26 protein-coding genes are annotated in these 26,769 nt (G+C 64.0%); 14 read left to right on the forward strand and 12 right to left on the reverse strand.

The window, feature by feature from the left end; all coding sequences use genetic code 11:
- The first annotated feature begins 19 nt into the window (after positions 1 to 19).
- On the forward strand, positions 20 to 847 hold the full coding sequence (locus ASF51_RS17680) for a helix-turn-helix transcriptional regulator (protein ID WP_055933103.1): 828 nt from the start codon (positions 20 to 22) through the stop codon (positions 845 to 847).
- A 17-nt stretch (positions 848 to 864) separates the two neighbouring features.
- Here ASF51_RS17680 and ASF51_RS17685 read toward each other — a convergent pair whose 3' ends face one another.
- The 4 genes from ASF51_RS17685 to ASF51_RS17700 form a co-directional block, all read right to left on the reverse strand.
- Positions 865 to 1,380, reverse strand: coding sequence for a hypothetical protein (locus ASF51_RS17685; RefSeq protein ID WP_055933106.1), 516 nt, complete (start codon positions 1,378 to 1,380; stop codon positions 865 to 867).
- Between the two features lie 93 nt (positions 1,381 to 1,473).
- Positions 1,474 to 1,788: an EthD family reductase gene (locus ASF51_RS17690; RefSeq protein ID WP_055933109.1), complete on the reverse strand. Its 315-nt coding sequence runs from the start codon at positions 1,786 to 1,788 to the stop codon at positions 1,474 to 1,476.
- A 46-nt stretch (positions 1,789 to 1,834) separates the two neighbouring features.
- Positions 1,835 to 3,277 carry an NAD(P)/FAD-dependent oxidoreductase gene (locus ASF51_RS17695; RefSeq protein ID WP_055933112.1) on the reverse strand — a complete coding sequence of 481 codons (1,443 nt, stop codon included), beginning with the start codon at positions 3,275 to 3,277 and terminating at the stop codon, positions 1,835 to 1,837.
- A gap of 2 nt (positions 3,278 to 3,279) precedes the next feature.
- Positions 3,280 to 3,855 carry a hypothetical protein gene (locus tag ASF51_RS17700; RefSeq protein WP_157412213.1) on the reverse strand — a complete coding sequence of 192 codons (576 nt, stop codon included), beginning with the start codon at positions 3,853 to 3,855 and terminating at the stop codon, positions 3,280 to 3,282.
- A 185-nt stretch (positions 3,856 to 4,040) separates the two neighbouring features.
- Between ASF51_RS17700 and ASF51_RS17705 the strand changes: the two genes are divergently transcribed.
- Both ASF51_RS17705 and ASF51_RS17710 read left to right on the forward strand, forming a co-directional pair.
- A complete protein-coding gene (locus tag ASF51_RS17705) occupies positions 4,041 to 5,225 on the forward strand; it encodes a sensor histidine kinase (protein ID WP_055933115.1) in 1,185 nt (394 codons plus the stop codon).
- On the forward strand, positions 5,222 to 5,881 hold the full coding sequence (locus tag ASF51_RS17710) for a response regulator transcription factor (protein ID WP_055933119.1): 660 nt from the start codon (positions 5,222 to 5,224) through the stop codon (positions 5,879 to 5,881). Before ASF51_RS17705 ends, ASF51_RS17710 begins: the two co-directional genes overlap by 4 nt.
- A gap of 93 nt (positions 5,882 to 5,974) precedes the next feature.
- On the opposite strand, the gene ASF51_RS19630 is transcribed toward ASF51_RS17710, so the two are convergent.
- The 5 genes from ASF51_RS19630 to ASF51_RS17735 all read right to left on the reverse strand — a co-directional run bounded on the left by ASF51_RS19630 (position 5,975) and on the right by ASF51_RS17735 (position 11,139).
- Positions 5,975 to 6,496 carry a hypothetical protein gene (locus ASF51_RS19630; protein WP_055933122.1) on the reverse strand — a complete coding sequence of 174 codons (522 nt, stop codon included), beginning with the start codon at positions 6,494 to 6,496 and terminating at the stop codon, positions 5,975 to 5,977.
- A gap of 124 nt (positions 6,497 to 6,620) precedes the next feature.
- Positions 6,621 to 7,484, reverse strand: a complete 864-nt coding sequence (locus ASF51_RS17720; protein ID WP_055933125.1) for a hypothetical protein — start codon at positions 7,482 to 7,484, stop codon at positions 6,621 to 6,623.
- Positions 7,485 to 7,543: 59 nt separating this feature from the next.
- On the reverse strand, positions 7,544 to 8,725 hold the full coding sequence (locus ASF51_RS18870; protein ID WP_157412214.1) for an AAA family ATPase: 1,182 nt from the start codon (positions 8,723 to 8,725) through the stop codon (positions 7,544 to 7,546).
- A gap of 789 nt (positions 8,726 to 9,514) precedes the next feature.
- Positions 9,515 to 9,838 (reverse strand): hypothetical protein, encoded by a 324-nt coding sequence (locus ASF51_RS19255; RefSeq protein WP_235497311.1) that lies wholly within the window; start codon positions 9,836 to 9,838, stop codon positions 9,515 to 9,517.
- Positions 9,839 to 10,686: 848 nt separating this feature from the next.
- A complete protein-coding gene (locus ASF51_RS17735; RefSeq protein WP_157412216.1) occupies positions 10,687 to 11,139 on the reverse strand; it encodes a hypothetical protein in 453 nt (150 codons plus the stop codon).
- A 423-nt stretch (positions 11,140 to 11,562) separates the two neighbouring features.
- On the opposite strand from ASF51_RS17735, the gene ASF51_RS18875 reads away from it, so the two are divergent.
- The 8 genes from ASF51_RS18875 to ASF51_RS17770 all read left to right on the forward strand — a co-directional run bounded on the left by ASF51_RS18875 (position 11,563) and on the right by ASF51_RS17770 (position 21,102).
- Positions 11,563 to 12,051, forward strand: coding sequence for a recombinase family protein (locus tag ASF51_RS18875; protein ID WP_369797331.1), 489 nt, complete (start codon positions 11,563 to 11,565; stop codon positions 12,049 to 12,051).
- A 334-nt stretch (positions 12,052 to 12,385) separates the two neighbouring features.
- Positions 12,386 to 13,387, forward strand: coding sequence for a hypothetical protein (locus tag ASF51_RS17740; RefSeq protein ID WP_157412217.1), 1,002 nt, complete (start codon positions 12,386 to 12,388; stop codon positions 13,385 to 13,387).
- Positions 13,384 to 14,025: a hypothetical protein gene (locus ASF51_RS19260; protein ID WP_157412218.1), complete on the forward strand. Its 642-nt coding sequence runs from the start codon at positions 13,384 to 13,386 to the stop codon at positions 14,023 to 14,025. Before ASF51_RS17740 ends, ASF51_RS19260 begins: the two co-directional genes overlap by 4 nt.
- A complete protein-coding gene (locus ASF51_RS19265; RefSeq protein ID WP_157412219.1) occupies positions 14,015 to 16,129 on the forward strand; it encodes a DNA recombination protein RecN in 2,115 nt (704 codons plus the stop codon). Before ASF51_RS19260 ends, ASF51_RS19265 begins: the two co-directional genes overlap by 11 nt.
- A 164-nt stretch (positions 16,130 to 16,293) precedes the next feature.
- On the forward strand, positions 16,294 to 17,400 hold the full coding sequence (locus ASF51_RS17755) for a histidinol-phosphate transaminase (protein ID WP_082480570.1): 1,107 nt from the start codon (positions 16,294 to 16,296) through the stop codon (positions 17,398 to 17,400).
- A 31-nt stretch (positions 17,401 to 17,431) separates the two neighbouring features.
- Entirely contained in the window at positions 17,432 to 18,553 is a 1,122-nt protein-coding gene (locus ASF51_RS17760; protein WP_055933147.1) for a thiamine pyrophosphate-dependent dehydrogenase E1 component subunit alpha, read from the forward strand.
- Positions 18,553 to 19,533: an alpha-ketoacid dehydrogenase subunit beta gene (locus ASF51_RS17765; protein ID WP_055933150.1), complete on the forward strand. Its 981-nt coding sequence runs from the start codon at positions 18,553 to 18,555 to the stop codon at positions 19,531 to 19,533. Before ASF51_RS17760 ends, ASF51_RS17765 begins: the two co-directional genes overlap by 1 nt.
- A gap of 75 nt (positions 19,534 to 19,608) precedes the next feature.
- A complete protein-coding gene (locus tag ASF51_RS17770; RefSeq protein ID WP_055933153.1) occupies positions 19,609 to 21,102 on the forward strand; it encodes a dihydrolipoamide acetyltransferase family protein in 1,494 nt (497 codons plus the stop codon).
- Between the two features lie 38 nt (positions 21,103 to 21,140).
- Here ASF51_RS17770 and ASF51_RS17775 read toward each other — a convergent pair whose 3' ends face one another.
- Positions 21,141 to 21,431 (reverse strand): 2Fe-2S iron-sulfur cluster binding domain-containing protein, encoded by a 291-nt coding sequence (locus tag ASF51_RS17775; protein ID WP_055933156.1) that lies wholly within the window; start codon positions 21,429 to 21,431, stop codon positions 21,141 to 21,143.
- A gap of 138 nt (positions 21,432 to 21,569) precedes the next feature.
- Between ASF51_RS17775 and ASF51_RS17780 the strand changes: the two genes are divergently transcribed.
- Complete coding sequence (locus ASF51_RS17780) at positions 21,570 to 22,778, forward strand: MFS transporter (protein ID WP_055933159.1); 1,209 nt, start codon at positions 21,570 to 21,572, stop codon at positions 22,776 to 22,778.
- A 141-nt stretch (positions 22,779 to 22,919) separates the two neighbouring features.
- Here ASF51_RS17780 and ASF51_RS17785 read toward each other — a convergent pair whose 3' ends face one another.
- Positions 22,920 to 23,582 (reverse strand): hypothetical protein, encoded by a 663-nt coding sequence (locus ASF51_RS17785; RefSeq protein WP_055933163.1) that lies wholly within the window; start codon positions 23,580 to 23,582, stop codon positions 22,920 to 22,922.
- 81 nt (positions 23,583 to 23,663) lie between these two features.
- Between ASF51_RS17785 and ASF51_RS17790 the strand changes: the two genes are divergently transcribed.
- Positions 23,664 to 24,338 carry a hypothetical protein gene (locus ASF51_RS17790; protein WP_055933166.1) on the forward strand — a complete coding sequence of 225 codons (675 nt, stop codon included), beginning with the start codon at positions 23,664 to 23,666 and terminating at the stop codon, positions 24,336 to 24,338.
- Positions 24,339 to 24,449: 111 nt separating this feature from the next.
- The gene (locus ASF51_RS17795) at positions 24,450 to 25,184 is read left to right on the forward strand and encodes a MerR family transcriptional regulator (RefSeq protein ID WP_055933169.1); all 735 of its coding nucleotides are present in this window, start codon (positions 24,450 to 24,452) and stop codon (positions 25,182 to 25,184) included.
- Between the two features lie 118 nt (positions 25,185 to 25,302).
- Here ASF51_RS17795 and ASF51_RS17800 read toward each other — a convergent pair whose 3' ends face one another.
- Positions 25,303 to 26,739, reverse strand: a complete 1,437-nt coding sequence (locus ASF51_RS17800; RefSeq protein WP_055933172.1) for a hypothetical protein — start codon at positions 26,737 to 26,739, stop codon at positions 25,303 to 25,305.
- Positions 26,740 to 26,769 lie beyond the last annotated feature (30 nt).

Here is a 26,769-nt window from a genome sequence, read left to right on the forward strand (position 1 = left end):
GCGCGTCATACTGGATCACATGGACCGCGCCGAGCTCGCCGACTTCTTGCGGACGCGCCGCGAGTCGATACAGCCGGCCGACGTCGGAATCAGTGTCGGGCAGCGTCGTCGAGCGCCGGGACTGCGCCGAGAAGAGGTCGCCTGGCTCGCAGGAATGTCGACCGACTACTACGCCCGCCTCGAGCAGCAGCGCGCAGTCCAGCCGAGCGAGCAGATCCTCATCGCGGTGGCGCGCGCACTTCGCCTCACTGCCGAGGAGCACGCCCACCTCTTCCGCCTTGCCGGTCATCACGCGGCACCACCGCGAGACCGGTCGCAACAGATCGAACCCGCCCTCCTGCGCGTGCTCGATCGGCTCGATGATACGCCGGCGATGATCGTGACCGACATCGCCTTCACCCTCGCGCAGAATGCGCTCGCGACGGCGCTGTTCGGAGACGAGACCAGCTACACGGGTCTGGCTCGCAGCTCGTACTACCGCTGGTTCACAGACGATTCCGCCAGGGCCCTGTCGCCGATCCGGGAACACGCGATTCACAGCCGGTTGAATGTCGCGGGCCTGCGCGCAGCTCTGTCTGCGGGGGGAGAAGACCCGACCGCAACCACCATGGTCGATGAGCTTCTACGTCGCAGTCCGGAGTTCGCGTCGCTGTGGGCGGAACACATCGTCGCCGAGCGTCTGGGCGACGAGAAGACCGTGATTCATCCAGAGCTGGGCGAGATCGAATTCGACTGCCAGCCCCTCTACCTCGAGAACCGTGCCCAGGCTCTCCTTGTGATGACGCCCCGAGCCGGCTCGAACGCGTCGGAGAAACTGCGTCTCTTACAGCTGAGCACCCTGGTCTGAGCCAGGCATCCGGTCGGTCAGCCCTTGCTGCGTTTGTAGGCGCGGTACAGGGAGATTCCGCGAACGGCGAGCACGATGACGGCAGGGATCTGGATCGCCGCGGCGATCCAGTGCCAGCCCACTCCTTCTTCAAGGTAACTGTCGAAATCGGTGGGGATGCCGCTCGTCGATGTGTAGACGCCGGCGAAGAACAGCGACATGAATCCGAACAGGATGATTGAGACCGCCCCCATGAGCGCCAGGTCGTCTGCCGTGTCGTGGCGGAAAAAGGGCACCGCCATGAACACGCCGGTCGCGGCCGCGAGCCCGGCCGCGATCACGAGAAGTGCGGGCAGCGGGATGAACGGCCACGCGGCCGTCTCGTCCCAGCGAGCCGTGTCGCGAAGTCCCATTCGGCCGCCGGCGAGAACGAAGTTCAGCAGGCTGAGCAGGAAGAAGAGGAACATGGCGAAGGCGGCGTACATGAAGACGCGCTTGCCTCGCGCGACACGACGGTCGAGTTCGACGTCTGTCAGTGTCGCTGCTCTGGTCATTCGTCTATCGTCCCAACGTCGGGGTCGTGTGCGCACCGAACGCCCGAAGGCCACGCATCCATCGGACGCATGGCCTTCGGGCAATGGCTCCGCTCAGCCCTCTTCGACGTCGGCGAACGTGATCCGCACCCCTCCGGTCGCGAGTCCGAAGATCGTCGGGAACAGCGCCGCCGCCTCAGGAGTCGCGACCGCCGCCGACGCGGTGTCGTAGTCGGCGAAGTACAGGTCGACGAGGCGGTAAGCCGGCGTCGGGCTGCCATCCTCCTTCGGCCAGACCTTCGACGATTCGAGGCGCTGCAGGCCGGGAAGTGCCTTGGCCAGCTCGAGCTGCTTCGACTCGGCGAAGCCGGCCTCGAATGCGTCGGCGTCGGTGGGGTTGTCGTAGATGACGGTGATCTTGGTAGTCATGATTCTTTCTTCTTTCTGTTGGGTTGAGCGGTGAGGGGGAAGAGCGTCAGGAGTCCCGGCCGTAGGTCTCGAGCAGTCGCAGCCAGACCTCGCTGACCGTGGGGTAGGCGGGCACGGCGTGCCACAGCCGGTCGATCGGCACCTCGCCGGCGATCGCGATGGTCGCCGCGTGCAGCAGCTCGGCGACATCGGGCCCGACCACGGTGAAGCCCACGATCACGCCGCGATCCTCGTCGACGACCATTCCGGCTCGGCCGGTGTAGCCGTCGGCGTGCAGGGATGCGCCGGCTACAGCGCCCAGGTCGTACTCGACGGCGCGAATGCGCAGTCCGCGCCGCGTGGCCTCGGCGACAGTGAATCCGACGGATGCGATCTCCGGGTCTGCGAAGATCACCTGCGGCACCGCGAGATCGTCGGCCGTGAAGGCGTGACGCCCCCACGCCGCGGTGTCCAGCGCCGTGCCCTGAGCGCGGGCCACGATGCTGTCGCCGAGAATCCGGGCCTGGTACTTGCCCTGATGCGTCAGCAGCACGCGCCGGTTCACATCTCCGGCCGCGTACAGCCACTCGCCCTCCACGGGCACGCCGTCGCGAAGAACGAGAAGCGCGTCGTCGACGGTCAGCCAGTCGCCCGGCTCCAGCCCCACGTTCTCCAGGCCCAGGCGAGACGTGTTCGGCATCCGACCCGTGGCCACGAGCACCTCATCGGCGAGCACGGCCGTTCCATCGGCGAGCTCGATGTGCACGAGCCCGCTGTCGTCGCGCGTGACAGACGTCGGCTCTGTGTCCAGATGCAGCGACACCCCCTTCGCGCTCAGCGACTCCGTCAGCAGTTCGCGGGCGAACGGTTCAGTGGCGGGCAGCAGCCCGTCGCGAGCGACGATCGTCACGGCCGTTCCGAACGCCGAGAACGCCGTCGCTATCTCGACGCCCACGACTCCACCGCCGATGATCGCCAGCCGCTCGGGCACGGTCGGGGTGGATGCCGCTTCCCGGCTCGTCCACGGACGTGCGGCCGCCAGGCCGGGCACCTCGGGAACGCGGGCGCTCGACCCGGTCGCGATGACGACCGCGTGGCGCGCATCCAGTGTCTGAGCAGCACCGAAACCGTCGATGACCGACACCGAGCGGGTGCCGCTGATGCGGCCCTCGCCGCGGAACAGCGTGACGCCCGCGCTCTCGAGCCACGCGGCCTGGCCGTCGTCTTTCCAGTGCGAGGCGAACGAGTCGCGGCGGCGCAGCACGGCCGACACGTCGAGGTCGCCGGTGACCGCGGCCCGGGCGCCGGGCAGGGCGGCGACGGCGCGCAGGGCAGCGGCATCCCGAAGCAGAGCCTTGGTGGGCATGCAGGCCCAGTACGAGCACTCGCCGCCGATGAGCTCGCGTTCGACGATGGCGGCGGTGAGCCCGCCCTGCACGACGCGGTCGGCCACGTTCTCGCCGACGGGGCCGGCGCCGATGATGATGACGTCGAAGGTGGGGTTCGTCATGACTACAGGCCCTTCGTGGCGCGGCCCAGGCGCAGGGCCGAGACGAGGAAGAAGATGCCGCCGAGGGTGGCGTAGCCGCCGACGGTGCCGACAGAGGCGGATGCGCCGCCGGCCATCGAGGCGATTCCAGCGCCGGCGAGCACCGAGAGGCCGCCCGAGAGGATCATGGCCCACTGGCCGCCGAGTGCGCGGCGGCGCAGGGCGACGATCAGCTGAACAGCTCCGGCGGTGATGGCCCAGACTCCCCAGACGACGAGAACGGCGGGCGTTCCGGATGCCGCTGCGATCGCCAGGCCGATGGCCGCCAGCAGGCTGAGTGCCATGTTGATGTAGAGCAGCGGGGTGGCGCCGGTGCCGCGGTTCGAGCGGGAGTCGACGACGGCCGCCGCCACATCGAAGAGCGGATACAGCACGAGCAGCGCGACGGTCGCGAAGCCGAGGGCTGCCCCGGCGCTCGGCGCCGTGACGAACACGAGCACCGCCCACACGACGGCGAAGGCGAAGCGAACGAAGTACAGCTTTCGCAGCGACGACGCCACGGTGGCGGTCTCGGTGGTGGGCGTGGTGGTTGTCATCATGATCCTGTTCTCAAGCGGTGAAGAGTGGGGCGGCTGCCTCGCTGAGCAGTCTTCGCTTCGCCGACAGGGGCCGTGTACTTCGTTTGAACTACTTCGGCGGGCAATCTCGACCGGGTCGGCTCAATCGCGCGCCGTCTACTTCGAACGAAGTACACGGCAGGTCGTCAGAGGGCCAGACTCGACTCATGAGCACAGCAGAGAACGTCGTCGACGCCGCCCGGGCGCCCCTCTGGATTCGCCGCCCCGGCACCCTGCACCTCGTCGCGTACGTCGTGGCCGGGCTCGTCTTCGTGGGCCAGCTCATCGTCATGGCCATTCAGGGCGCGGATGCCGTGACGCTCGCCGGTGTGCTGGTCGCGGGCGCCGGGGTCGCGATCTCATGGCGGATGCCGTGGGTCGGCCTCATCGTGACGAGCGCCGCGTCGTTCGCGGTCGCGGCCGTGGGCGAGAACCGCATCTCGGTCTGGATGATGGCCGTGCTCGTGCTGTTCTCGTTCACCCTGCGCGGCAAGCGCCCCGTGGTCGGAACCGTCATCGTCGCCCTCGTGTTCTTGGCCGCGCTGTTCACCGTCGGCGACATGCGCGGGGGTGCGGTCGTTGCGACCGCGGCCCTCTTCTCTGCCATTGGCGGCGGCGCGACGGGCGCTGCCTTACGTCTCGCGCGAGAGCACTGGCTGGCAGTGGAGGAGCGGGCCCGCCAGGCATCCGCCACCCGCGAGATCGAGGCCGAGCGTCGCGTCACCGAGGAGCGCCTGCGCATCGCTCGCGACCTGCACGACGTGGTCGGCCACCAGGTGGCGATGCTCAGCGTCAACCTCGGAGTCGCCGAGATCGGCCTGCCTGGCGAGGCGGTGTCGTCGCGGCAGGCCCTGGACTCGGCCCGCTCGAACGCGCGCAACGTCGTGAGCGAAACCCAACGCATCCTGAACCTGCTTCGTCGCGGAGACATAACGAACGACGACGACGCCCTGCGGCCCACCCCGTCCTTCGGCGCCCTCGAGAGTCTGGTCGAGTCGTTCGAGAGCATCGGTCTCGAGGTGACGGCGTCGATCTCGGTTCCGGATGCCGTGGGCGGCCCGGTCGTGGGAGTGACGGTCTATCGCATCGTGCAGGAGGCGCTGACGAACGCGTACCGGCACGGTGAGGGAGCGGCGGTCGTTTCTGTTCATGAATCGGACGGGCGGGTGCACGTGAGTGTGGAGAACCGGATCAGCCACACGCTGCGCGGATCGGTCGCGGGCAGTGGCCTCGGACTGGTCGGGATGAGGGAGCGCGTGGAGTCGTGCGGTGGGACGCTCTCGGTGTCTGCTCTTGACGATGTCTTTCGCGTCAGCGCCGTGCTCGACCCGGTGGGAGCGCAGCTCGCATGACGAACATTCTGATCGTCGACGACCAAGACGATATGCGGGCGGGCATTCGGTCGATGCTGCTGCTCGACCCGACGTTCGTTGTGGTCGGCGACCTGTCGGACGGACTGCAGGTGCCCGCCTTTCTGCGGGACAACGCTGTGGATCTGGTGCTGATGGACATCCGGATGCCCGGGATCGACGGCGTCGAGGCGACGCGGCGGATTCGCAGGGAGCACCCGGCGTCTCGCTTGCGGGTGATCGTTCTGACCACGTTCGACCAGGACGAGATCGTGCTCGCGGCGCTGCGCGCGGGGGCGAACGGGTTCTTGAGTAAGACCGTGAGCCCTGCGGAGCTCGTGGCGGGTATCGCCGAGGTGGTTGCCGGCGGGGGAGCGCTATCGGCTGCCGCGACGGCGGCGCTGATCGGTCACATGACAGACAGCCCGCCGCCTGTGATCGACAAGGAGCTGCTTGAGCGCTTCTCCGCTTTGACGCCCCGGGAGCGCGACGTGGTCGTGGCTGTCGCGAGCGGGCTCGACAACCACGAGATCGCGGCACAGATGTCGGTGTCGCCGTTCACGGTGAAGACCCACGCGGTGCGAGCGATGACAAAGGTCGGAGCGAGGGATCGCGCGCAGCTAGTGACGTTCACGTTCAGGGCGGGGTTGTATCCGTGAGGGTTAGCGCGTCCGTAGTGCAAGCCGCGCTGAGGTTGCGGCTCTTTTGAGGCTGACGTGTACCCTCGCCGATGCGCGACGAGAACCAGCGCGTCACGAGTGACACGACAGGGTCGGCCACGACCACGGCCACGAGCGCGATACTGACGGCGAGCCACACGATCGTGTTAACCGCGCCCCGCGCAACGATGACGTTGACCACTTGCCCGCGAGTACCGGAGTCGCGACCGCGAGGGAAGCCCCCACGACGGAGAGCGCGATGAAGGTCACCAGCTTGGCCCGGTAGGGCACCGCGAACGTCAGGATGCGCCGCACGGACTCACGCGAGAAGCCGTGTTTGCCGCGTCTGGCGCTCGAGATCTTGGAAAGGTCGCCGCCTGAGATATCAGGATCGGATGCGGTGCGCAGATCGGCGCCGCCGGGGCCCTCGAAGCGGCGCCCCCAGCTGGTGACGACCGCGATGACCATCACGGTGGTGAGCGCGACGGGATAGAAGGCCGTTGTGAAGATCGCCATCGCCGAGACCTCGGGCACCCCTTCGTAGCCAGCGGTTAGATGGTTCGAGATGAGCAAGAACACGCTTTCGACGAGCCCTGACGCCGAGAGCACGGTCATGCCGAAGACATTAAAGATCACGAAGTAGGCGGCGTCGAGTGAATTCTCGGAATGGAGGGTCGGTTTTTCGTGGCTTCAAGTCCAGAATCGCGGCACGGTCGTCAATTCTGGAAATGAATCCTGGTCACGTCATTGCAAGGAGAGCATCCAGTCTCTGGCGATAATGAGTCGTCCAAGATCCCTTGAAATCCACGGTTGCGAGGGCGACACCGACGAGCGCGTCGGGCGCCACGCCGTTCTTGATCGTTAAGCCCGATAGCTGGGTTTTCACTAGGTACGCGAAATACTTTGATAGCCATCGACCTTTTATTAGCTCATGAGCGCGATCGGACGCTAACCTCGTGGTGACCTCGGTCTGGGCAGTTAAGGCGTCGGCTTGGGCAGATGCGGCAAGAACGGCTGCCCCGATGTGTGTAAAGAGAACACTCTCGAGCGCTGAATCCAAGGGTCCGAAAATGTCGCGATTGATCTGAGATAGATTTCCGTATTTGGCTGCTCCGGGCAGCCCACACGAACAGCTCGTTGCTCGAGCTTGGAGCCAACGTTCCCAACGCAGGCCGAGATCAGTGAAGGGATCAGTGTTGTTCGGCGCGACGTCACGGACCATCGCCTTAGTTAAGCCGTAAGTCGCAGCGAGAGACTTTCGTAATTTGCCCGTTCTCAGGATCTCGGCCTCGACGTCGGCGCTCTCTGTGGCTATGAGATGAGGGCTCGAGCGTGGCTGCGGCTCGAAATCTTCAAAATCTTTGTCGAGCATAAAGACAATCTGGCGCGGCCCGACGCTGTTGCGTTGATTCAGATAGCCGTTCGCATCAAAGTAGTCGAACAACTTGTGAGCGAATGGCTTCCCCCCGGCGGAGACCCCGTCTAGCTTTAGGTCTTCGACGAGTCGAATCGTAAAGCCGGAGGACGCGGCCGGTGGGTACTTCGATAAAAGCCGTTCGTAGAAGGGCCGGTCGTGGTCTCGTCCCTCCACGAGTACGAACATTCGTCGCCTGCTCATCCTCACGCGAGCTGCGAACGACTTCGCTCCCCGTTGCGGCCGATTCACAACTCGAAGACGTTCTCTTCGTGTACCTCTGCAATGATTTCTGGAGAGTGCGTCGCCAAAAGCAGCTGACACCCGGGATTAACCCGTTGCATCGACGCGACCAGCCTCTCTTGCCAGTCCACGTGCATGGATAGTTCTGGTTCGTCAATCATGACCGTATGCGCGTTGGCCGCGAGAATCTCGAGTAGAAGCTGAAGTAGTTGTTTCTCACCCGACGAGAGAGATTGTAGCGGAATGGAACTCCCGCCGATTTCGATCTGTATTGAGTTGCGGGCCGACGGCGCTTTCCCGGAGAAAACTACGTGCTTGTCGCCCGCATAGAATTCCTCAATGATGGACTGAAACTCTGTTTGAGGTCGCTGCGCGAGGTCAACCTCTTGGGTAACCTCCTGAATGTTAGTTACGACTTCTTGGAGCGCGACTTCCTTCTCGTACCTGGAGATAAATTCGGCGCGGCTGACGCGAAGTATGATGCGTTGGCTACGGAGGAAAGCCTTCACGAGGAGATATGCGCTGTCCGAGCCGATCGAAGTTGTCGATTCTCCGGGTGCAGCAACTCCACCGCCGAACAGAATCGCCAATATTTCCGCCAATCCTCGTTGCTGGATCTCTCTAATGCGAAGGAGGGCGTTATTGCTATAGGTCTGCCAACGGCGGCGAACTTGATCTGCGAAGATTTCGTCGAATGCTGCATCATCGATGGCCTGTCGCTCAATGTTCGTCCGACCATTCATTAGCCCAGGTGTGCGGGATTGACTGACACGCGATATAGGGAGGTACGCGTGTGTGAAACGCATGGTGTCGTAATCGCGGTCTAGATCGCCGTCCAGGGTCTCTGTTTGCCACGATTTCGGGGGCGTTGTCCGCGGTCGCCAACTGTCCACAAATTCGAAAGCCGTGGGCTCCGAGTCGCGGTCGTTCTCGTCTTGCTCGGGGCCGATCACCGTGCGGCTGACGAGATTACCGCCAGACCTAATGAGAACTTGCGCGCTTTGGAAAGGCACGCGGCTTAGGCTCGACGTGTCATTCTCCAGCGCACTATGCAAGATCTTTAATAGAGAAGTCTTGCCGGAACCGTTCAACCCCCAGAAAACATTCAGATTACGATCGAGCCGCCGTGAGATGGGGCGAATGCGGCCAGCAAGACCATATATCGTGAATGATTCGATGTATGCCACGTTGCTCCCATGCTGCTGTATCTGCTACGGATTTCGAGCTTAGGGCGTCACCGACGCATCGGTGGGATCACGTCCCATTTGCCGCCAGCAAACTCGACATGAGCACAGCCGATACAACTCGGACCTGCTTTAATCCTCGGCCATGAATTTCCGTCGTCAGTTAGCCACAATCGCTTGCCCAACTGATGACCTCAGCGAATGTGGTCAACTCGGGTTCGCTTATAGACGCACCGTTGCCTACGCGCTGCTGAAGCGCTGCCCTAACCGCATTGAGCGGCCAGCCGTTTTACTCGGTCGACACGGCCGAGACCGCCGTCTGGACGCGCTTCCCCTGGGCTGCGAGTTCTCGCCCAAAAGTGGGGTTCGGCACGAATGTCATGAGGCGAGCATGGGCCCAGCCTGTTCTCGCCCAGAGCTCGCCTGTAAATGGTGCATTTGGACAGCACTAACGCTTTGTAATTTCACCGGCGTTAGTGACTGTCATTGCCGTCAGGTTCGCATTCCAGATCCCCTGTCTCGCCGAGCTTGGGAGCTATCCGAAAGCGATCATTTATGAGTTGGGCCCGCCGTCCGTGGTCGCCGCCGTCGACACGCAAGCTTGACCGGTGGACTCGATCAGTAAATGGCTGTGTTCTGTGGTCGCTCGGTGACGCGTCCAGGCGCCGAGCCGCCTCGGATCACCCATGGGATTTGAGACGCTGGGGTCGCGAGAGTGGGCGGCCTCAGGAGATACGCCTGACAGCATTCAACCCACGCGTACGCGGAGCCAACACTCAATACATCGAGGCGTCATGGCGCGTCCGGCATGGTCCAGTCGGGGGCCGTGGCGAGGGCTTCGCGGATGACGAAGTACCGCTTGCGTTTGCGAATCTCGTAGTCATCGTCTCCCCAAAAACCTTCCTTGGTTCGCAGAAGGCCGAAATACTCCAACTCCCTGGTCGCGCTCGTCCAGGTGTCGTCGGAGAGTCCGTACTGCTTCTTGCGGTGGCCATCCATCCACTCCCCGTCAGGATGCTGGGAGCCGCCGTTAAGTTCGAGGAGGGCCATTAGAACGACGATGGCCCTTCCGCTGAGACGGAGTATCCAGGCGTTCGACCATAAAGTGAAGGGCACTCCGACCCAACGAGCTCCATTACTCTCCCAGCCGTCGCCTGAGCCGTCGGGGTGGAGCAAGAGAAGGCCAGCCTTGTCGCCCGCCAAGAGCGTGGGGGTGATGAGTCTATTTTCTTGAAGCCATTTTTTCGCGTCGTTTGCCCGTCTCGGGCCGGTGTCTTGCGGAAGGTTGAGCAAGCGCGCCAACGACTGGGTTGGGCGATCGGGAAGTGTGTAGGGAGCCTTCGTTGCCTGCATTACGAGCATCATGTGCATCTTGAGGCGCAGCTCGTGCGATCGCACGAGCCTCGCAGCGGTCGGGGTGGTATCGCCTCGCTTGACGTATGTGATTGGGAAGTTGACGCTGCTGGCCCGTCTGGACCTGACGGTTGCTCGACTAAGCGCCGCGAGGGCTTCTGAAGGGACGTCCATGGGGGCTCCGAGGAAGAAGTTGACGACCTCAACGGAGAGACGTGGGGTCCGGGGGTACCTCGGGGTACCTGGGGTACTAAGTTACTTCTTTTAAGATACCGCTTAAACCGCGTTTTGTCTCCGATGAAAACGTCGGATGGTGCCGGAGAAAGCGATCTTTGGGTCCGAGTCAACCGTAGCGCCTCTCCGGTAAACCCGGGAGCCGCTTTGGTTGCTGCTGAAGTGGTTCTAGGTAACTCTGTTTTCAGAACCAGATCCGCCCTCGTCCGCCAAGACCGGAGGGGGATCGCGAAGAGAGAGGAGGACCCGATGAGCAGAGGCTTCCGCATCACTATCACTAGAACTGTATCCGGAATCACCATCACGATCGAGCCCTGGTAGCTCGAGGGGCGGGGCTTACGCCCCGCCCCTCCCGACCGGGTTCCCCGCTGATCTAATCAATTTTCGGGAAGAGTGGCGTAGTCAAATCTGTACGGCGCCCCGGGAAACTCAGCCTGGCCGATGAAAGCCGAAGGCACTTTCACTCTGATATCCCCGGGCAGTAGCTTGTCCTTTGTATAGACAGTCCCTGTTCGAACCTCTTCAAAGGTTGCATGAGGCTTAGAACCAAGAGATGCACGAACGCGGGCAATGACCGGTTCAGCGAACGTAGTGGACTCTCCCATCCACAGGGTCCTCTCATCTCGAAGGATGCAGGCGATCGTACGAGCCGTCCCATAGTCGGCCCCTTCGATGACCCTGATGGAGTTTTTCGGCCAGTACACCGTGTAGGACCCGTCAGTCGCGCTCTCCTCGTAGTCCTTCATCATCGATTCGATCGAAGGTCCTGAGCGTCCCGCGCTGAGACCCAGCAGAAGAGTGTCAAATGTCACTTCATTGAATTGGCTCATTTGTGAACTGTAGTGCGAACAAAAAATCACGTCAGAATGACTGGGAAATATCGCTCGCACGAGAGACGACTCAGACCACACCGGCTGGCCCCGATCTCACCTTATTGGTGCCTCGCAACCCTCGCGGTATGAAGCGTGGCGGGCATGCGACGGACTAAAAGGACGGATAGTCGGGTTTTCGGGTTAGCGATTCTCATGAATAGGTGCCGAAGTTGCGTGCTTGAACCGAAGTGCACACGATCACTTATGAGACATCGGCGGCGTCGTGACGAAGATTGTCGGTTATGCGCGAGTAACGACTAAATTGCAGTCGACCGATCGGCGCGAGTCTGACCTGCTCGCAGCGGGAGTGCGACGCCCTCTATGTCGATCAGGGCGTCTCCGGAGCTCGTGTCTCGCAACCGGAGTTCGATCGAGCGCGCAATGCGCTCGAGACGGGGCACACTCGCCGTCACTTTTTCGGACAGACTCGGCCAATCGACGCAAAACATGCTCGACTTTGCAAAAGGGCTCCGTGAAGGAGGCGCTGGGCTTCGAGTGCGGAACCTTGGTGGGGGAGACGTCGACACCTCGACACCAATGGGCTCGAGGCTCTTCACAGCCACGGCTGCTCTAGCGCAAATGGAGCACGAAAATAGGAAAGGATCGTGGATTCGATCAGCAAACGTCGCGCTGTCTGGGAGAATCTTGGCGGACGCCCCCGAATCGTCATCGCTAGTCAGATCCGGAAGGCCATTTGCCTGGTCGAAAGAGGCGAGCCGACTGCTCGAGCGCCTGGGGTCTCGGAATGTCAAGAGCGACGCTCGACAAAAAGTCCCGCGCGCTCACGGATTAGCCCCCGAGAAGCTCGTCAAGCGGCAGGGCTACCGCGTATCGACGCGGCCGATCGTGAGGGGCACATCGGAGAGTTAGTGATGGGGCCGATCAGCCGCTCGCCAGCTATCTTCCGCTCTTTGGCACGAGCGGCCGCGAGTCTCCCTGGGGCGCGGTGGTTGCGTTATTCGTTAGAGAGTTCGACTTTGTTTTAGGTACGTCTGACTTCGATACCGCCGGCACCGGTTGTGGGGGCCCGTGTTCAACAGCTAACGCATGCAGGGCCCATAACGCCCGTGCGTCTGACGCCCCCGGTTTGGGGACAATTTCGCGCTCACAACCCCTTCCGCTACCCAATAAACTTGGCAAAGGCCGAGGGGGTGCGCACGGTGGAGCTCAACGTGGAGAGTGGCCGTGCTCGTGTGCACGGACAATGACGCAACCTTCAAAGATCGACTTCCGTATTCATGCCATCGATGCTGGAAGTGACGATGGCGGACGGGTCGTCTTTCATCGAGTCTTGTCCGCCCTCGTGGGGATCGAGCACCCTACCGCGACGGATATTCGGGCCGACCCTGGGGACTGGGGCATAGATGTCATGGTTGGCAGCCTCGCCGACTCGATCTTGATCTGGCAGTCGAAGTACTTCTACGACAAGCTCGGTGACTCGCAAAAGAAGCAGATTCGCGAATCCTTTGCCTCAGCCATGACTCACGCAACGACTCATGGGTATGCCGTGGACGCCTGGACGTTGTGTGTTGCTTGTGAAGTTAGCGCGCCGGAAAAAAAGTGGTGGGACACAAAAGTTCGCGAGTGGTCCAAGCTCTATCCGCATGTTCAATTCGACCTTTGGGATGCGCCCCGACTCAGAAGAAAGCTGATGTCGCCGGAAGCACACCCCGTTTGGGCGGAATTCTACGGGCCTAACAAAGACATTCTCGAGGCTCGAAAGACTGGATCTGAACCGGCTCCAGTCGCGGCGCCTCTGTCGCTCGATGAAACGCCAACATACGACAGAGCATTGTTCGTCAGACAGATGACGGTTGCTGGAATTAGCGAAATGGACGCACAGCGGCATGCGTACTTTAATGCTGACTTGCTCGTTCGGGACATCACCGCGAGGTCGGTGCCGGCGCAATTGGCCGCGATCGCAGAGATCGACGCAGTACTCCTTGGCTCCTGGGAAGACGCTGTCGCGGACCCCGCGACAGCGCCAAACGCTGAGAACTACGAGCCATCTGCGCGCAAGCTATTCTCGGCGGTCATGAAAGAGACGAGAGGCGTGGTTGCTCCGGTCGAGCTGCCACTGCGAGCGATCCACACCAGGGGGCTTATGCATCGGATCGTCGAAGATGCAAGAGCCGGCTGGGTTCACGATTGGCGCGACGTAGCAAAACGCGTCGATTCGTCTGATCCCGGCGAGTTGGTCACATGAGCCTTCATACTCATTGGCATGACGACCCGGGTCAGCATCTTCATGATCCCGAAGCCGCACCTTCGCCCGAGGACCACATGATATTTCGGCTCACCCAACTCGTGATACTTCTCGACGAGATTACGCCCGTAAATTCCAAGGGAGTCGATCTCGAGCGCATCGGCTACTACGACTTCCTTGCTGCTAATCCATTCGCAATTTTTAAGGACAGCGATTCGAGCGAACGTGCTCGACTGCACCGTGCTGCATTCGACGAGCGTCAGCTTTCCTACGCGTCGACGGGGTCGCGGTTCGCCAATCGACGGCAGCGGCTGCAGCATGATTTTGCCATACTCATTGGCTACGGTTTGGCTGCTCCGCGAGCTGGTGGTTATGGGGTTACTGACCGAGGTACGGCCTTCGTCGGCGCATTGACGGCGCTTTACGCAGATCAGTACCGCGAATCAGTGCGGGTTGTCCACACGCGGCTGAAGCGGCTATCGGACGCACAGTTGGCGAACTCCGCGAGAGGGTGGTTGAAGACACCCTCACTTCTTCTCGACCTTTACGGCAGCTCGGATGGCATCGCCGAAGAAAGAACAGGGCGACTCTCCCCGCCCTTAAATCCACAACAAGCCGGAGCCGACCGTGACGCCTGAAGACCTGTCGGCTGACCTGGATAGAGGGGGTGACTCCGGCGATTTAGTCGCGGGCGGCGCGTCATCGACCTTGAACAAAGGTATTCGAATTCGTCGCCTTCGGCTGCTTGGAGTCAGTAAGCCCTTCGAAGTCGACTTCCGCGATGACGGACATAACGCTCATCGTGCTTTGAGCATCATCGCCGGACGAACTAACACGGGTAAGACCAGCGTGTTTCGATTTATTGAATATGCCCTCGGCGGCACGACGTTCCCGAATCACACTGAAGTACAGCGCCAAGTCCGATCGGTTGCCGTCGAAGTGCAAACCCCCGATGGCATTTTCACCCTTGAAAGGGCCCTTGGAGCCAAGAACGCGATTCTGTTTCCATCTCCAATGGATGCCCTCGACAACTTGACATCCACAATGCTCGTCGTCGACCCAATCAGCGACCCACAAAGCGTCTCCCAATGGTTGCTGACGACCGTGGGACTACAAGACGTAAAACTAAAAGAAGCGCCCACCAAGGACGATTCGGGCACGGACACATTAGGGTTCCGTGACCTTTTGTGGCTTTGTCTCTTCTACAACGAGCGAGTCGGCAGTCAACAACTGCTGCATGTCGGCCACACCATGAAAGAAATCAAGCTGCGCCAGGTTGTTGACGCAGTTTTCGGCGTTCATGACAACGACCAAGCTGAGCTTGCGCGACGGGTCAAAGAGGCGCAAACCGCGCTCGACTATCAACGCAGATCAGTCGAGTCACTTCAAGAGTTCGTCTCCCAGCAGCAGCCCAAATCGTTGGACGCCCTCGAATTAGAGGCCGATGACCTCGACAAAGAACTATCCCGAGTCAGTAAGGACCTTCGCGCACTCACACAGCGGGAGTTAGCCGCGTCGGATTTCGCCGCAAAGCTACGCCAGCGACACGCGGAACTTGCCGGTAGTGCGGCTGACGCTGACGCTCTCGTTCGAGACCGCGCCTCACTCGTCGATCGGTTTGCGAGCTTGCGTGCCCAGTATGCGGACGACATCCGCAAACTCACGCTTCTCGCCGAAGCCGAGAGCGTTTTCGACCAGTTGTCGGTCACTACCTGTCCTGTGTGCTTCAATCCGCTTCCCAGTTCGCCCACTCAGGAAGATGGCGTTTGCAGCTTGTGTCACCAACCAGTTCATCCACTGTTGGGAGACGAGAACCCTAATAAGGTAAAAGTAGATGGCGCTGACCTCGCCGGTAAAGAACTTCGAGCCGCCAGACGCCGCTATAAGGAGCTCGACGAATATTGGCAGCGGCTTAACGCGGACCTGCCCCGACTAAGAGACCGTGCTGCGGTCGCGGCTGATGCAGAATCGAAGGCTGGTCGTGATCTCGACGATGCGACGCTCACAGCTGTGAACCCTTTTCTCGGTGAGAGAGACGAACTCCAAGGCCGCCGACAGGCAATCCTCGTGCTTCGAAATGATGTGACAAACGGGATCAAACTCCGAACCGGTCTGGACGCCAGAATGGCGGCCTACGACCGCGCTCGTAGAAACCTTGACGCCCTACGCAAGGAACAGCGAGATACGAAAGCGCGGCCGGATCGTGGCGTAGTGCTGCAGGCTCTCAGCAGCCGCTATTCGCAGATCCTCCACGAGATTGAGTATCCGAAAGTCGACGAGCGGGGAGTTGTCCCTCCGTATATCGACGACAAGCTTGTACCGCATGTGCGAAGTCAGCACTTCAGGGAAGCGAGCAGCGGCGGGCAAGTGTTGGTTAGCCTCGCCTGGATGCTCGCCATATTCGAGACTGCGTACGAGACCAATGAAGCTCACCCTGGATTCCTGATGATTGACACGCCGCAGAAGAATCTCGGCGGACTCGCGGACGAGGCAGAATTTGCCGACATTCATCTGGTGGAGCGGGTGTACACGCATCTGGAGAGATGGCTCTCAAACGCCGGCCAAGGAGCGCAGGTGTTAATCGTGGACAACACCCCGCCGTCAGTGGCCGAAGCAAACGTTGTCGTTCGCTACACGCGTGATCCGCAGATTCCACCATTTGGCCTTATCGATAACGAGGTCGGCGCGGCACCGGTGGTGCCACGGGAGCGCGACATCGACGAAGAACAGGACGAACAATAAGAGGAGTCATTTCTAGTCCCGAGTATCGGCATCGTGTAGGTGGATACAGCGTGCTGCCGCTCGGGGCAGAAACGACTCAGGTACGTCATCGACCTCAGCGCGCACGTTTCCGGCTTGCCTCCGCGTTTCCACAAGCCTCAGACGTCGCAACATAGACTGACCCAGTGAGTGACTCCTCCATTTCCCCCGTCAAGCTGCGCCCCGAAATCCTCGCTCTGCCCCCGTACAAGCAGGGCACCTCTATAGAGGGAGGGTTCAAGCTCTCCAGCAACGAGAACCCCTTTCCGCCGCTGCCCGGGGTGCTCGAGGCCGTCGAGAAAGCGAGCGCCTCGCTCAATCGCTATCCGAATGCCGCCGCGCCCGACCTCACCGCCAAGCTGGCCGAGCGGTTCGGTGTGAGCGCCGATGAGGTCATCATCGGTGCCGGGTCGGTCTCCCTCCTTGTTCAGCTGGTGCAGGCCGCGGCCGGCGCGGGTGATGAGGTCGTCTACTCGTGGCGGTCGTTCGAGGCCTACCCCTGGATGCCCACACTTACCGGGGCGGTCAGCGTCAAGGTTGAGAACAGCGACGACCACCGGCACGACCTGCCGGCGATGCTCGACGCGATCACCGAGCGCACCCGCCTGATCATCGTCTGCAGCCCCAACAACCCCACCGGAACCATCGTCACCAAAGACGAGTTCGCCGCTTTCATGGACGCGGTTCCCGACGACCTGCTCGTCATTCTCGACGAGGCCTACCGCGAGTTCGTCACCGACGACGACGCGGTCGACGGCAAAGAGCTGCTGGGCAAGTATCCGAACCTCGTCGTGCTGCGTACCTTCTCCAAGGCCTACGGGCTGGCCGGCCTTCGAGTTGGCTACGGCATCGGACCGGCCGCCATCCTGCAGGCCGCGCGCACGACTGCTATCCCGCTCGGAATCACTGACCAGGCGCAGCACGCCGCCGTCGTGAGCCTGGGCGACGACGTTCAGCTCAACGAGCGAGTCGCAGACATCGCCAAGCGCCGCGACGACCTCTGGGTCGCCCTCATCGACCAGGGCTGGGATGCTCCGAAGCCGCAGGGAAACTTCATCTGGCTGCCCACCGGAGAGCACACCGCACACGCCGCGCAGGTATATGCCGAAAATGGAATAGTCGTCCGGGCATTCCACCCCGAGGGCGTGCGGATTTCGATCGGCGAGCATGAATCTGTAGAGAAACTCATCGCTATCTCGTCAAAGCTTGTCGCAACCCTCTCAGATGGCCCGTCGACGCACCCGATAGCGTAGCCATACAAGCGAAAGACAAGAGGGTTCATCCATGACCACTCCTCCGCCCGCGGTTCAATTTCTGGCCACAGACGGTTCCTTCGCTCCCAGTGCCGGGAGTGACGAGTACCTGCCCTATATAGAGGCACTCAGCGACGAACAGCACGAGCAGTTCTATCGCGACATGGCCGTCATCCGGCGCTTCGACACCGAGTGCACCAACCTGCAGCGCCAGGGGCAGATGGCCCTGTGGCCGCCGAGTCATGGACAGGAAGCCGCGCAGGTCGGATCGGCCCGAGCCACCCGACGCCAGGACCACATCTTCCCCAGCTACCGAGAGCACGTGGTTGCCAAGATCCGCGGCGTCGACATCATGGGCATCGTCGAACTGATGCGCGGCACCACCCTCGGCGGGTGGGACGTGAACGACCCCAAGAACGGCAACTTCCACGGCTACACGCTGGTGCTCGGCACGCAGACGCTGCACGCCACCGGCTACGGCATGGGCATCAACTTCGACGGCGCCGTCGGCACGGGCAACGCAGACACCGACACCGCCGTGATCGTCTACTTCGGCGACGGCTCCACCAGCGAGGGCGACGTCAACGAGGCCATGGTCTTCGCGGCCAGCTATCAGACGCCCACCGTCTTCTTCCTGCAGAACAACCAGTGGGCCATCTCGGTTCCGGTCAGCACCCAGGCGCGCGTTCCCCTCTACCTGCGCCCGCGCGGCTTCGGCATTCCGAGCGTGCAGGTCGACGGCAACGACGTTCTCGCCAGTTACGCGGTGAGCGCCAAGCACCTCGACGACGCCCGTAACGGCCTTGGGCCCAGCTATATCGAGGCCCAGACGTACCGCATCGGCGCCCACACGACATCCGATGACCCCACCCGCTACCAGAACGACGAGCAGCTGGCCTATTGGGTCGCCCGCGACCCGATCGTGCGCTTCGAGGCCTTCTTGAAGAACAAGGGCGCGAGCGAGGCCTTCTTTGCCGACGTCGAGCAGGAGGCGAGCGACTTCGCGGCGGACATCCGGCGCCGCACGCTCGAGCTGCCCAACCCCACGATCGACAATCTGTTCGACCACGTCTACAGCGAGCCGCACCCGCTCATCACCGAGCAGAAGGCCTGGCTGGCGAACTACGAGGCGTCGTTCGGAGGAGACAAGTAATGGCCGTCGAAGAACTTCCGCTGGCGAAGGCCATCAACGCGGGCCTGCGCAAGGCCATGACCGACAACGACAAAGTCCTTCTTATGGGCGAAGACATCGGCACGCTCGGCGGCGTCTTCCGCGTGACCGAGGGCATCAAGGCCGAGTTCGGCGACAAGCGCGTGCTCGACACGCCCCTCGCCGAGTCGGGAATCGTCGGCACCGCCATCGGCCTCGCCCTGCGCGGCTACCGCCCGGTCTGCGAGATCCAGTTCGACGGCTTCGTCTACCCGGCCTTCAACCAGATCACCACGCAGCTCGCCAAGCTCACCAACCGCGGCCGCGGAACGCTCACCATGCCCGTGGTCATCCGCATCCCCTACGGCGCCCACATCGGCGCGATCGAGCACCACATGGAGAGCCCCGAGGCGTACTTCGCGCACACGGCCGGCCTGCGCGTGGTCAGCCCGTCGACCCCCAACGACGCCTACTGGATGATCCAGGAGTCGATCGAATCGAACGACCCCGTGATCTTCTTCGAGCCCAAAAGCCGCTACTGGCCCAAGGGCCCCGTCGATCTGGATGCCTCGGCCTCGCCGCTGCACGCCAGTCGCGTCGCGCGCACGGGCACGGATGCGACGCTCGTCGGCCACGGCGCGATGGTCACCATGATGCTGCAGGCCGCAGAGCTCGCCGCGTCGGAAGGCGTGAGCCTCGAGGTCATCGACCTGCGTTCTCTGAGCCCGGTCGACTACGCGCCCATTCTCGACTCGGTCACGAAAACCGGTCGCCTGGTCGTGTGCCAGGAGGCCGCCGGGTTCGTCAGCGTCGGATCCGAGATCGCCGCCACCGTCGCCGAGAAGGCGTTCTACTCGTTGCAGGCTCCCGTCATCCGGGTGTCCGGATTCGACGTTCCCATGCCGGCTCCACGCATCGAGAACCTGTATCTGCCCGACGTCGACCGTATTCTCGAAGCGGTCGACCGGTCGCTGGCGTTCTAGACCCATGTTTCCCCTTCGACAGGCTCAGGGAACGAGCCGTTCGAAGGGCCCGTTTCAATCGCAAAGGATGGCATCGTGACCACCTCGCACTTCAACCTCCCCGACGTCGGCGAAGGCCTCACCGAGGCCGAGATCGTCTCGTGGCGCGTCGCCCCCGGTGACACCGTCGCCATCAACGACGTTCTCGTCGAGATCGAGACCGCCAAGTCGCTCGTCGAACTGCCCTCTCCGTTCGAGGGCGTCGTCGAAGGACTGCTCGTTGCCGAAGGCGACACCGTCGACGTGGGAACGCCCATCATCACCGTCACCTCCTCCGGGTCCGGCGCGGTCGCTCCCGCACCCGTTCCGGGATTCGAGACGCCCATCACCGCGGCCGCCATGCCCGCGTCGGCACCGGCCTCGGTTCCCGCCGCGCCGGCGCCTGCCGCGCACCACGTCGCTCCCGCGTCTGCGTCGTCGCCCGTGGTCGTCGAGGCCGAGCAGGTGCGAGCGGATGCCGCCGCTTCCGTCTCGCAGGAATCCGACAGCTCGTCGGGCGCGGTTCTGGTCGGGTACGGCATCAAGGGTCACGTCGCCAGCCGCCGGCCCAGTCGCTCCGGCGCGGGCGCCTCGGCGCCCAAGCCGAACGCCGCGTCGACCGGGGCCGCCTCGAGCGGCCAGCCGCAGGCATCCGGTGCCCGCGCGGCACGCGTGCCCGTTCTCACGGGTCTGCCGATCATCGCCAAGCCGCCCATTCGCAAGCTGGCCAAAGACCTGGGCGTGAACCTCGGCGAGGTGCAGCCCACCGGTCCGATCGGCGACATCACCCGCGACGATGTGGTGCGCCACGCAGAGCAGGCGAAGGTGTTCCACAACATCGAGACGCCGCAGTGGGCCGATACGCGTGAAGAGATCATTCCCGTGAAGGGCGTGCGCAAGCAGATCGCGAAGGCCATGACGCACTCCGCGTTCTCGGCGCCGCACGTGAGCCTGTTCGTCGACGTGGATGCGACGCGCACCATGGAGTTCGTGAAGCGTCTGAAGACGTCGACCGACTTCACGGGCGTGAAGGTGTCGCCGCTGCTGATCATGGCGCGGGCCATGATCTGGGCCGTGCGCCGCAACCCGATGGTGAACTCCGCGTGGACCGACAAGGAGATCATCGTTCGCAACTACGTGAATCTCGGCATCGCGGCGGCGACCCCGCGCGGGCTGATCGTTCCGAACGTGAAGGATGCGCAGGACATGTCGCTGCTCGAGCTCGCCACGGCGCTGGAGCAGCTCACGCTGACCGCGCGCGAGGGGCGCACCTCGCCGGCGGATCAGGCCAATGGAACGATCACCATCACGAACATCGGTGTCTTCGGCATGGACACGGGCACGCCGATTCTGAACCCGGGCGAGGTCGCGATCGTCGCCCTGGGAACGATCAAGCAGAAGCCGTGGGTTGTTGACGGTGAGGTGCGTCCGCGCTTCGTGACCACTGTCGGGGCGAGCTTCGATCACCGCGTTGTCGACGGCGATGTGGCGAGCCGCTTCCTGGCCGACGTCGCGAGCATCATGGAGGAGCCGGCGCTGCTGCTCGACTAGCGGGTCCGCTCCCTGAGCTTGTCGAAGGGCGGCGGCGCTCAGTCGTAGATGACCGTGATGGGTTCGTCACCGTCGGGCACGGCCTGGCAGCCGAGAATCAAGTCGTTCGCGAGGTCGTCCTCGTCGAGGATCTCGTTGATGGCCATGGTCACGCTGCCGCTGGTCAGACGCGCGATGCACCCGCCGCAGTAACCTTCGCCGCACGCGTAGGGCACCTTCATGCCGCGGGACTTCAGGAAGTCGGCGAGCGGAACGGCCGGCGGCCACAAAAGCTCGTGCCGTTCGCCCTTGAACTCCACGACGAGAGGAGTGTCGGTGTCGCTCTCCATGCTTGCTCCCGGAAGGAATCGATCGGTAGGGCGCACGCTCGCGCTGCGTCGAAGCCTCGAGAAGCGTAACGCAGTGCAGACCGTGGAGTCACTGCACGGCCGTCTTCGGCCGAAGCATATCGAGACCAGACTGGACCTATGACTCGCACGTCCCCTCCCGTCGTCTCCGTTCTGCGGAGCCGGCACACCGCGTACCTGCTCTTCACTTCGCTGCTGGGCCGCCTGCCCGGAGCGATGGCGGCGCTCGCGATCGTGCAGCTCGTGCGGTCGACCAGCGGAGACTTCGGCTTCGCCGGGCTCATCACCGCGGTCTACGTGGTCGCCGGAGCCGTCGGGCAGCCGCTTCTCGGCAGACTCATCGACCGTCTCGGGCAGGTCGCCATTCTTGCCCTGAGCGGCATCCTGAGCTTTCTCGCCTTCACCGGCATGGCGCTGACCCTCGAACCGTTGCCGGGCCTCGCCGTAGCCCTCGCGGCGGCTGCTGGAGTGTTCACTCCGCCGCTCGAGCCCGCCCTCCGCGCGCTCTGGCCGCGTCTGGTGAGCCCGGGGCCGCAGCTGAAGGCCGCGTTCAGTCTGGATGCCGGTGCCCAGGAGATCATCTTCATCATCGGTCCGCTGCTCACCGTCGTCGGAATCGCCGTCTTCGGCCCGGTCGGCAACCTCCTGTTCGCGGCAGGGCTCGGACTCATCGGCGCGCTCGCCTTCATCGTCAATCCGGCACCCCGCGCCGCGTCGGCCCACCGATCGAGCCGGGACGCGGCGCACCCGGGCATCCGGTCGCCTATTCTGATGCCGGCGGTCGCGCGGGTCGCCGTGTTCACGTTCGGTATCGGCGTTCCGGTCGGTGCGCTGACCATCGTGGCGACCGCTTCCGAGGCGGCGCGTGACAGCGATGGACTGGCCGGATGGATCCTCGCGGTGAACGCCGCGGGTGCCCTCGTCGGCGCGACCGTCGTCGGCATCCGGCCCCTGGGCTCGACCCCGGCGCGACTGCTCACGGTGTGCGGGCTTCTGCTGGCGGTCGGGTACCTGCCGCTCGTGGCGACAGGGCTGCCCACGTGGGCTTACGTCGTCGTCGCCGGTGTCTCGGGGCTGATGCTTCCTCCGACACTGGGCCAGGTTTTCGAGCGCATCTCGCAGCTCAGCCCTGCCGCCGCGCTCACCGAGGCGAACGGGTGGGTGGTCAGCGCGATGACGCTCGGGATCGGCGCGGGCACACTCGTGGCGGGAGCGATCGTCGGGGCGGCGGGAACCTCTGTCGTGGCGTGGGTGGTTCTGGGGGCGTCGGCGCTCACGGCGCTGCTGTCGCTGAGTGTGCTGCCGCGCCGGGCGTCCGTCACGGAGTGATCTCGATCCGCGGGCTCCTTCGTCGCGCCGCTACTCGATCGGCGCAAGTGAGGTGTGCCCCGATCGCGTCTCGACAGGCTCGACGAACGGGGAGCCGTTCCCTGAGCCTGTCGAAGGGGCAACTGGCGGCGGGGCGGAGGGTCAGGCGCCTGTCGCGACCCGCAGGGCGAGCCACACCGAGGTTGTGCCCACGGTCGTCCAGAAGGCGATCGCGACTGCCTGCCAGAGGAGAACCCACGCGCGCGGGGTGCCTCCGGCGACCAGGATGGCCGACGTGATCTGGGTGGGGATCGCGAGCGGGCCGAGGATGCTCGCGCCCGGTACGCCGAAGCGCACGAGCCACGTGTAGAAGCGCTGGCGGCCCTTGGAGAGGGGCTTCTTGGGGGCTGCGTCCTCCGCGGCCTCAGCCGCTTCGGCTGCGTCGAGTTCAGAAGCGTCGATCGTGGCGATCCTCGTGGTCGGAACACCCGCCGTCGAAGAGCCGACCCCGACACTGCCCGCGCGCATCCGCTTCGCCGAAGCCGAAGCCGAAGCCGAAGCGCGAGCCGCCCGGCGGTCGACGACCGCGCTGCGGGCCCGCGAACTCAGCAGCACCACGAGCAGTACGCACAGGAAGTTGCCCGTGGCGCCGGCGATGGCGGCGGCGATCGGATTGACTCCGCCGATCACTCCGATGATGGCGGCGAGCTCGCCCTCGACGAAGGGAACGGCTCCGGCGAGCACGAGGATGAGTGGTTGGAGGAACTCGGGCACCTGGGCGACGAGGTCTTGAAAATTGCTGACGAGCTGTTCGATGGGGTTCATGGGTGACAGTAGAAACCGTGTTCCCGCCACAGGGTCAAGCGCCCTTGACCCTGTGGTGGGAACAGGGTGTCTCATGTGGTCATGACACAGAAAACGTACGAACCCGAGGTAGAAGCCTCGGACACCCGGCGGCCCCGCATGCTGCGCCGACCCTTCGAGATCATCGGCGCGAACAAGCGCGCCTACCTCGCCATCAACCTGATGGCCTACGGCCTGGTGGTCGCCGGCTTCGTCGTGGGAATCGTGTTCCCCGACCTCAGTCGCGCACAGCTGCAGACGCAGCAGACCGACGGCACGTCGGAGCTGGTCGGTTCGCTGCTCAGCAGCCCGTGGCTCTTCGCGGTGGTCATCTTCGCCATCAACGTCGGAAAGCTCAGCGCCCTCACGATCGTGCTGCCCTCGCTCGTCGTGCCCTTCCTGGGTCTGCCGCTCTTCGCCTGGTGGTCGTTCACCACCGGAATCACCATCGCCCCGACGACCGACATCGGCTGGGTGGCCCTCATCCCGCATTCCCTGACGGTCGTGATCGAGCTGCAGGCATACATCCTGCTTCTGCTCGGCGCCTATCTGCTCGGCCGGTCGTGGCTGCGGCCCCGCACCGCCGGCGTGACCACCCACCGCCAGGGCTACCTGCGCGGCCTGCAGAAGCTGGGCTGGCTGGCCCTGCCCGCGTTGGTTCTGCTCGTGATCGGCGCGCTCTACGAGTCGTTCTCGCTGCTCTACCTCGTGCACCCGCTGTCGCTGTGGCTGCTGTGAACCGGCGAGATGCCGTGACGGCGGCGCCGATGTTTGACAGTGTGGGGTGCACAGGCATCTCGATCGCTGCGCACCCTACAGCGACACCGAGAACCGAAGGGAGCATGCGACATGCCGTGGAGCACCCGTGAAGTGGCCGACCTCGCCGGAACGACCGTGAACACCGTGCGGCACTATCACCGCGCCGGCCTGCTCGACGAGCCGGTGCGCATGTCGAACGGCTACAAGCAGTATCAGGTCGCCCACCTCGTGCGGCTGCTGCAGATCAGGCGGCTGCGCGACCTCGGGGTTCCGCTCGACCAGATCGAGCAGGTGGGCTTCGGCAAAGACTCGCCGGCGGATGCCCTCCGCGCGATAGACGCGGACCTCGCGTCGAGCATCGAACGGCTCCAACGCGCCCGCGCGGAGGTGCGCGCCATCCTCGACGGCTCCTCCGTCACGGGCGTGCCTGCCGGATTCGAGAACGTCGCAGCGCGACTCACGAAGCCCGAGCAGTCGCTCATGCTGGTCTACAACCAGCTCTACGACGACACAGCCATGGCCGATCTGCGGCAGATGGCCGAGGTCGATCCGGATGCCGTCGATGAGGAATTCGAGAACCTCGCGCCGGATGCGGACGAGCCCACGCGCATCCGATTGGCGGAGCATTTCGGCCCCGTGTTTGCGAAGCTCTTCGACGAGTACCCCTGGCTGGTGACGCCCGGAGCGCACCTGACGAAAGGTTCACACGTCGTTCGCGAAACGATCGACGAGTCGGTGCGCGTGACCTACAACGCCGCCCAGCTCGAGGTGATGGCCCGTGCCGGCGCTATTGCCCTCGAAGTCGCCAAGGAGCACAACGACTGACAACGCCGTTAGCTGTCACCCGTTCAACAGGATGTTTCGATTCAGGCTCGGCGTTTCTGCGCCGCCGCGGCGGCGTGTTGGACTGTCTGTCCTGTAGTACGGATCGCGCCCTGCTTAGTCAGCTCAGGCCGTCGGGCGGAAGCAGGCGGCCGCCCCCGAGGTAGACCATCTCCTCGGCCTCGGCGCGCCGCCTGCGGGTCACCGACATGAACATGGCGACCCCGATGCCCACGAGGGCCAGTCCGCTCACCAGGATTCCGATTCTCGTGAACAGCGGCAGCTCACTGTCGACGAGCGCGACGATTCCGATGATGATCATGACCGCACCGACCACGCTCCAGATGCCCGCCCCTGCGGAGCGCAGCCTCCAGGCCTGCTCCGTCCACGCCAGCAGAAACGGCGTCGGCATGCCGCGCTTGCGCTCGCCGCCGTCGCGCAGCGCCATCCAGCGACGGGCGAGATCGCGCCGGCTCCGCACGTCGGCATCGGCCGCGGCGCACCAGCCCAAAACGAGCGCGATCGACAGCAGGATGGCGCTCGCGACCACCAGCAGCACCACGTCTTCGCCGGTCGCGTTGAGGATTCTCGAGCTGATCGCGTCGAGCACGATCGACACCGCGACCACGCCGACGCCCACCCCGATGCAGCCGATGAGCAGCCGCAGCAGCAATCGGCGCAGACGACCGGTGCGGGCCAGGTGCGATGCGAGAAGGTCGGTGGCCTCCGCGTCGTCATCTTCCCGCGCGCGCTCGAGGCGGTCGGCCTTGACCAGGGCGATCAGGGCCCGGATGCCGCCGCGCGGCCGCCGGGTCGCCGCTGCGGCGGACTCGCGCGACTCCGTGGTTCCGTCGGCACCCGACGGGTAGCGAGAGTCCGCTGCCTCTGCGGCGTCGATCAGGCCCTGCAGTTCGATCAACAGGGTCTCCCGGCCGACGCGCGACTTCCCTCCGCCCTCGGTCAGCGACACCGCCGCGGCACGCTGCCGCTCAGTGAGCGCGGGAGGGCCGGCCGCCTCGCGGCCGTCGCCGATGCGCGCGGGCCGCGCCGCGGCATCCGGAACCTCGAGCGGAAGGCCGCCGACGAACGCGGCCAGACTGCGCAGGCCCTGCGCATCCAGGCCTTTCATCGGGTGGCCCCGAACGAGCACGCGGGAGGTGGCGCCGTCTGTCGAGGTGAAGCGATAGACCTTGTAGCCGGTGCCGTTCGGTGCCGACGAGACCGAGCGCCAGGCCTCCGTGATCGTGTCGAGCGGCACGGTGCGGCGGCGGAACGAGAGGGTTCCGCGGCGCATCGAGGCTGTGCTTTCGCCGGGGCTGAATTCGATCACCGCGTAGGCGAGGGTGACTCCGATCGCGATGCCGCCGCCGAAGACGAGCCAGACAGAGAGCACCCCGAGAGGCCAGCTCCCCTCGCCGGCGCCGAGGGTGGAGAAGAGGAGCGAGGCGGGTGCCCCGAGGGCCGCGGCCACGCTGAGAGAGGCCTCCGCTATGAGGCGCAGGTTCTGGATGCCCGGGTGCCGCCCGATGCGCACGGTGTCGTCGGTGGGCGCGGGCATGGGACAACGCTCGCAGAAATTTCTGTGCTA

The organism is Agreia sp. Leaf283 (assembly GCF_001422485.1).
In the GTDB taxonomy this organism is placed as follows: Bacteria; Actinomycetota; Actinomycetes; order Actinomycetales; family Microbacteriaceae; genus Agreia.